The organism is Rhizobacter sp., from assembly GCA_021153565.1.
Lineage (GTDB): Bacteria > Pseudomonadota > Gammaproteobacteria > Burkholderiales > Burkholderiaceae_C > Albitalea.
Window position 1 is genome coordinate 1 of sequence record JAJKJU010000238.1, and the last position, 5,382, is coordinate 5,382.

Genomic DNA, 5,382 nt, shown 5'->3' on the forward strand with positions numbered 1-5,382 from the left:
CGCGCGGGGGCGAGCGGGCAGCATCGATGACGGGCCCGCGCCGTCAACCGGCGCAGGCCCGGGGGCGGCGCGAGGGTCGCTGGGCGCCTGCGACGAGGAGCTACGCACAGGAGGCGGCGGGGGGAGGCCTGTTCCGCGAGTCTTCATGAAATTCCGTTGCAGTTGCGAGCGATCGGCTCTCAGACTCGGGCAGAGGCGGTCTTCGCTCCCTCTCCCTCTGGGTGAGGGCTGGGGTGAGGGCTGTGGGCGGTGAATAAAGCCATGGGTTGCCATCACCGCAAGCCCCTCACCCAAACTCTCCCCAGAGGGGAAAGGAGCCAATACAAGACCTTGAAAGGGGTGGCTCTCAGCCTCTCAGCCTCTCAGCCTCTCAGTCGCGCTTTCGGGCGCTGCGCCAATATGCGCACCCACTGGGACGGTCTGGTCCGCCATGCGAGGCCGTGTAGCGCGATGCGAAGGCGCGGGCGATGGCCGTCATCATCGGAACGCCGTTCCCATCGCCCCTTCCTATGACGCCTGCGACCGCGGCCGCGGTGTGCCGGGAGAGTCATCCTGCGCCCCGGCTGCGCCCGTCGGGCTTGCCGGCTCCGGCGGCGAAGCTGGCCGCCCGGTCGTGGCGGCAAGGGAAGAAGGCCAGATCCAGGCATCGAGATGGCGGGTCAGCTCCGTCAGGGTGCCCGCTGATGCTCGGCGGCCACCTCGACGGGTTCGACGGGTTCGACGGGTTCGACGGGTTCGACGGGTTCGACGGGTTCGACGGGTTCACGGGTTCACGGGTTCACTGGGTTGGCTGGGTTGGCTGGGTTCGCCGGGCTCCCGGATGCGCGGCTCGCGTGCCTTGCGCTTGCCCAGCACCGTCCGCGACGTGGAGGGCGCCAAAGACGAAACCGGTGAGCCGGCGGGCCGCGGCGCGCGTGCGGCGCCGTCGTCCGACGAGTCGCTGTCGGTGTTGTAGTTCACGCTGAGCTTGCCGGCTCTGGTGAGCGACGCATAGGTGCCGATCGCCTCGCCGACGTTGCGCTCCACGATGTCGTTGGCGTCGTAGAAGGCCTGGGCCGCGCGCGACAGCCAGGCCGGGCCGCGGTGGGCCCAGCTTGACAGGCCCAGGGCTTCGGCGCACACGGTGCACGGGCGCATCGTGCCGGCCAGCGATCGCAGCGTCAGCGCTTCGCCGGTGGCTTCCTCGAAGGCGTTTTTGATGCGCCGCTCGGCATGCAGGTCGATCGCCTTGCCGTGCTGGTGCACGGTGTCGGTGGGCACGCGAAAGCGCGCCTTCGCCATGGCCTGCAGCACGGGCGCCATCGCTGCGCCCGCTTCGGGCTCGGCCAGCTTGCGGTCGAGCTTCGACAGGTGTCGGCCTTCGCGGCTGCCAACGGCGTCCGCGCCCCCCTGCTCGAGCCGGCGCTTCAGCCCGCCGGATTCGAGAAAGGCCTCGATCTTGCGATTCACGCCTTCCTTGTTCGAGGACACCCAGACGTCGTTGCGCTTGGCGTCGAAGTAGCACTGCACCTCGATGGCCCCGAACTCCTTCTTGAGCACCGTCGAGAGCCAGCGCAAGGCCTGCTGTGCGCGGTCATGCCTGAACGAGCGCGGCGGCACCACCAGCTCGGGGCTGTCGGCGTAGATCGCGCGCAGGCCCTTGTTGGTCGTGCTCTGCACACCCGCGCTGTCGCCCGAAGGATCCACGATGAAGAGCTTTGCACCGAAGTTTCCGAAGCCCGGCACCAGCACCCGGCGCATGCGTGAAGGCGCGGGGTTCAACTGTGCCAGCAGGGCGTCGAGTTCCCGGAGGCAATGAGGGTCCATGTGCGGCAGCCGCGCCTGGATGCCGGCGCGGCTGCGCAGCCGCCCGCCGGGCTCGACCAGCGACTCTAGGCGCTCGGCCATCTCAGTCGAGTCCGACATTCGTCCCGCGGCCTCGCGCACCGACAAGCCGGGCTCGGCTTGCATGGCATTCACGGCGGCCGCCATGGGGTAAATGTCTTCCTTGAGCGCGCGCACGAACTGCTCGCCGGCAGTGGGCGGCGGCGGCAGGCCGTTCGCTCGGTCCCCGTGGCCCAGGACCCGCAATGCGTCGCGTATGGCCTGCCAGTGGGTGTCATACCCGGGCAGGTGCTGCAGGCGGTGGTCGCCAATGATCAATGCGCCGGTGCGTGCATCGATGGTGCGGTCGATCACGCGGCGGTTTCCGCACGTGAGCCGCGCCAGGCTGGCGCCGTTGGTCGCGCCCGGGTGCTTGACCCGCGCCTGCAGAACGGCCGCCACCAGGTCGGCGGAAAGCGGCTGTGGCAGGAGGTCGGCTTGGTCTTCGTGGCCCAATGCGCAGAGGTGCTGGTGGATGGCGCTTCGCTCGTCGAAGAAGGCCACCAGGACCGTCATGGCGTCGATCGATCGACTCAGCCTGCCCTCGTGCGTGAACCAGGAGCGAAGCTCTGGCCCGGGAACGTCGGCGGCCTGCTCTGCACCTTTCAACAGGCGTTCACCGTTGTCCTTGTTGGCGACCATCACCTCCAGCGCGCACCTGAGCTGGACGGCCCTTGTCACGCGGGGCGCAGGCACGCCTGCCGGCGGGGCCGGCTCGCCGGCAGGCCGCATGCCGGTCGGGCGGGGCTCGGCTCGTGCGGCCCGCTCGGCGCGAGTCATGCCGGCCTGTATGTGGGCGATCATGTTCGTGATCGTCTTCGCTTCGTCCATGAGGCCCGGCCCCACGTGGCGCAGCGTGGGCGCTCCTTCTGCGTCGACCCGTCGCAACAGGGTGACAGGCATGTCGTTGCCTTCGAGGGCGAGAACGTGCCGCGCGATGCCGTGTTCTGCGTCCACGACGGTGCCGCCTTCCTTCTGGCACAGCCCGTCGAGGTGGCGCACAAACGCGATCACTCCCGCACGGCTTTCGTGCTGTGCATGCTGGCGCTGCACGTAGGCCTGGAATGGCGCCTCGAGGCGGCGTCGGAGATGCTTCTCCCACAGGTGTCGCAGGCGTGTGCTCCGGGGATTTTCCCGCGTGTACTGGACTCGCTCGGCCGATGCATTGGTGACCCGACGTTTCTGCGCCGTCCTCATCTGGTCGAGCACATGGTCTTCTTCTTCGATCGAAGGCAGCAGACGCAGATCAGTCAGCTCGCCGCCGTCGTCGCGACGCATCAGGAACCGTATGTCTCGATCCAGCGGGGACAGGTGCACGAGGCACCGGTCAATGCCGGCCTCGTCGGTTGGCTCCGATGCCCCCGGCTGCCCGGCGAGCTCCTGCAGAAGCTCGAGGAAGTCCGCACCGGAGAACTTGCGCTTGTCGCGCAACGTCTGCACGTACTGCTTGTGAAGCGCGCTCAGCTGCTGCCTGCGCGCCTTCCACAGACGCTGATACGGCGTTTGCTGCGGGGCGGCGTCACGTGCGGGAGCGGACGAGCCGGCGCCCTCCCGCCTTTGGCAAGCAGTCCTGCACGGGTTGCAACGGTCTTGTTCGCCTGGCGCTGCATGGCGGCGGCGGCCTGGCCCACGTCGGCCGCGGCGCCGCTCTTGGCGATGCGCAGGTCGGCCAGGGAGCCATCGGCATGGTCGCGCCGCAACACGTGCACCGGGCTCCCAGTGCCCGGGATCTCGACCACGTGGCGGTGGATGTCCGCCTTGCCCGTGGCCAGTGGCGGTGCATCCGCCTGGGTCGTGAGGAAGTGGACCAGGCGCAGGAACTGCGGCCCCGGGATAGCGTCCTTGCCTGCGCGGATGTACGCCTGGCGCAGGGGCTCCAACTCCGCCTGGCGCGATGCACTCTTGATCCACAACTTGTCCATCCTGTGCCGAGCGTGTGCTTGGGAAGCGGCCGCACTGGCGTCAGCGGGCGCCCCGGCGGCCGGAAGCTGGGCGGCCGGCTGCGGCGCGGAGGCGGCGACCACGCCAGCGGGCAGCACCGCGTTTCTCGGGCGTGCCGACGTGGCGCCCGCCCGGTCGCGCGGCGCACGGGGGTGAGTGGGCAGCATTGATGCCAGGCCCGCGCCGTCAGTCGGCGCAGGCCCTGGGGCGGCGCGAGCGGCGCTGGGCGCCTGCGACGAGGAGCCGCGCACAGGAGACAGCGGGGGGAGGCCTGTTCCTCGAGTCTTCATGAAGTTCCGTTGGGTTTCGAGCGACCGGAGTCGCGCTTTCGGGCGCTGCGCCAGTATGCGCATTCGCGGGGCCGGCTGGGTCCGCCATGCGAGACCGTGTAGCGCGATGCGAAGGCGCGGGCGATGGCCGTCATCGGGGGAAGGCAGTGCGGGCTTGACGAATCTCAATACGAACGGAAATCCGCTTCATAGACTTGATGCGTTGGCCCTGCATGATGTCCCCCGGCCAACTACCTCCCAGCCAACGACTCACGTCACCCAAGGAGATTCATCATGAGTGCACTGACCCGCCTTGAACGCCTCGATGACCTGTTCCCCGAACTCTTCCGCCGCTTCTCGCGGCCAACGGCCTTGGCGGAAGGAACGCCGCAGGACATCCGGATCGACGTCACCGAAAACGACAAGGACTACGAGGTCCGTGCCGAGGTTCCGGGTGCGAAGAAGGAAGACATTCGCGTCACCGTCGACGGCAACTTCGTGTCCATCTCAGCCGAGGTAAGGAAAGAGAAGGAAGAAAAGTCCGGCGGCCGCGTGCTGGTGAGAGAGACCTATTTCGGCAGCGTTGCCCGCGGCTTCTCGCTCGCGCACGAGATCGACGATAAAGCGGTCGTTGCCAAGCTGCAAGATGGCGTGCTCAAGCTCACGCTGCCCAAGCGCGAAAACTCCGGCGCGCGCTCGGTTCGCATTCAGTAGCATGAATGCCATCCGATCCATCCTCGTTCATGTCGACGGCACGTCCGCCAGCGCAGTGCGCGTGGCGGTGGCCCGCGAGTTCGCGGCACAGCACAGTGCGGTTGTCACGGCCTTGTACGCCGTCACGAGAAACCTCTTGCCGGTGCCTTTCATGGATGCACTGCCCAGCGTAGAAAAACGGCGGAACCGCGCACGAGCGATCTTCCACGAGGCGTTGCAGGCGCCCGGGTGTTCAGCCACTTGGACCGAGCTGGAAGGCGATTCAGAAGAGATCGGAGGCTTCGTGCGCCACGCCTTTTGCTGCGACTTGCTCGTTCTGGGGCAGCACATGACGGGCGATGTCGCTTCGCATGACGTGCCGGCGAACTTCACCGAAGCCGTCATGATCGACAGCGGCAAGCCGGCCATCATCGTGCCGCACTCGCGCAAGACTGCGGGCACCGGACGGCGCATCGTCATTGCATGGAAATCGACACGCGAGTCAGCGCGCGCCGTTGCGTGCGCGATGCCGCTTCTTCGCGCCGCCAGCCGAGTTCACCTGATCCACTGGCGCGAGAGTGACGACGATGTCCATTCGCTCGATGACATCGAGCGC

At 67.9% G+C, this 5,382-nt stretch carries 4 protein-coding genes; 2 read left to right on the forward strand and 2 right to left on the reverse strand.

Going from position 1 to position 5,382, the window contains the following annotated elements:
- Nucleotides 1-762: 762 nt before the first annotated feature.
- Nucleotides 763-3,303, reverse strand: a complete 2,541-nt coding sequence (locus AC30NL_RS15310) for a hypothetical protein (protein ID WP_489464863.1) — start codon at nt 3,301-3,303, stop codon at nt 763-765.
- 20 nt (nt 3,304-3,323) lie between these two features.
- A complete protein-coding gene (locus AC30NL_RS15315) occupies nt 3,324-4,094 on the reverse strand; it encodes a hypothetical protein (RefSeq protein ID WP_489464864.1) in 771 nt (256 codons plus the stop codon).
- A 273-nt stretch (nt 4,095-4,367) separates the two neighbouring features.
- Between AC30NL_RS15315 and AC30NL_RS15320 the strand changes: the two genes are divergently transcribed.
- Nucleotides 4,368-4,787: an Hsp20/alpha crystallin family protein gene (locus AC30NL_RS15320; RefSeq protein ID WP_489464865.1), complete on the forward strand. Its 420-nt coding sequence runs from the start codon at nt 4,368-4,370 to the stop codon at nt 4,785-4,787.
- Nucleotide 4,788: 1 nt separating this feature from the next.
- Nucleotides 4,789-5,382, forward strand: a 594-nt coding sequence (locus AC30NL_RS15325) for a universal stress protein (RefSeq protein WP_489464866.1), incomplete at its 3' end; no start/stop codon positions are given.

What these genes read in the sequence shown, in the direction of transcription:
- AC30NL_RS15320 (WP_489464865.1), top strand. Translation starts at nt 4,368, where the DNA reads ATGAGTGCACTGACCCGCCTTGAACGCCTCGATGACCTGTTCCCCGAA.
- AC30NL_RS15315 (WP_489464864.1), bottom strand. Translation starts at nt 4,094, where the DNA reads ATGAAGACTCGAGGAACAGGCCTCCCCCCGCTGTCTCCTGTGCGCGGC.